The organism is Paenibacillus terrae (assembly GCF_000943545.1).
Taxonomy (GTDB): Bacteria; Bacillota; Bacilli; order Paenibacillales; family Paenibacillaceae; genus Paenibacillus; species Paenibacillus terrae_A.
Genome location: NZ_JTHP01000183.1, coordinates 1 through 933 on the forward strand (window position 1 = coordinate 1; position 933 = coordinate 933).

Below are 933 nucleotides of genomic sequence, written 5' to 3' on the forward strand. Positions count from 1 at the left end.
CCGCAATTAAGATCATAACCTGACAAGCAGGCGATCAATCGTTTCCAACGGTTGCTGATTGATTCGCTTCATAAATTGACTGACATGAAGTTTAATCTTATAGAATTTTTCAAAAAAGACGTTGTTCACTACATCGGCTTTGAGCCACAACCACAGCCCTTCAACTGGATTGAGGTTTGGACTGTAAGGCGGCAGAAAAACCAATTGCAGACGCGAGTGTTCCTCCAAAAAAGGCTGTAACTCTATGGCATGATGAATCCGGCTGTTATCCAGAATTAAAGCGATTTTTCCATTCGGATATGCAGTGAGAAGATCCTGGAGAAATCGAATAAAGGCTTCTGTGTCGGCCTTTTCTTCTTCCCGGTGATGCACCTGACCGGTTTCATAGTTAATGGCTCCAAACAATTTGGCTCCTTCGTGTTTACCGTACGTAGGCACTTTGCGTTGTCGGCCGCGCGGGAACCAATTGTACTGCAACGCTTGATAAGAGCGAATCATCGACTCGTCTTCAAAGAGCAAGTGATTGATCTTTTCGGCTTCCACTTGCCTCTTGAGCTCAGCAAAAGTGTGCTTTTTAAAAAAGGCTTGGGCGTCTTCATCGGCTTTAGCTAGCGTATAGGTGGCTTTGGTAAAACTGAAGTTCATCCGCTTCAGCATCGCACTAATCCCACGCACGCTCATGGTGACACCGAACTCCTGCTTGATCCACTCCGCCACTAGCGGAAGGGTCCAGGTATACCGAGCTTCAAAACCTACATCGGCTGGTTGATGCTGCTCCAGCATCGCGGCTAACTGACGACGCTGCTCCTCCGTGAGTTTTGTCGGTTGTCCAGGAGAGTGATCCATTTTAAGACCGGACAGGCCCTGTTTCTGGTAGGTGTGCCAATAGAGGCTGATGGTTTGACGTGCACGTCCGAGTATATCACCGATCTC

At 47.8% G+C, this 933-nt stretch carries 1 protein-coding gene; it reads right to left on the reverse strand.

Translation table 11 applies throughout. The features are described 5' to 3' along the window. Nucleotides 1-12: 12 nt before the first annotated feature. Nucleotides 13-933: IS630 family transposase (locus tag QD47_RS31360; RefSeq protein WP_082067357.1), on the reverse strand; the 921-nt coding region annotated here is incomplete at its 5' end.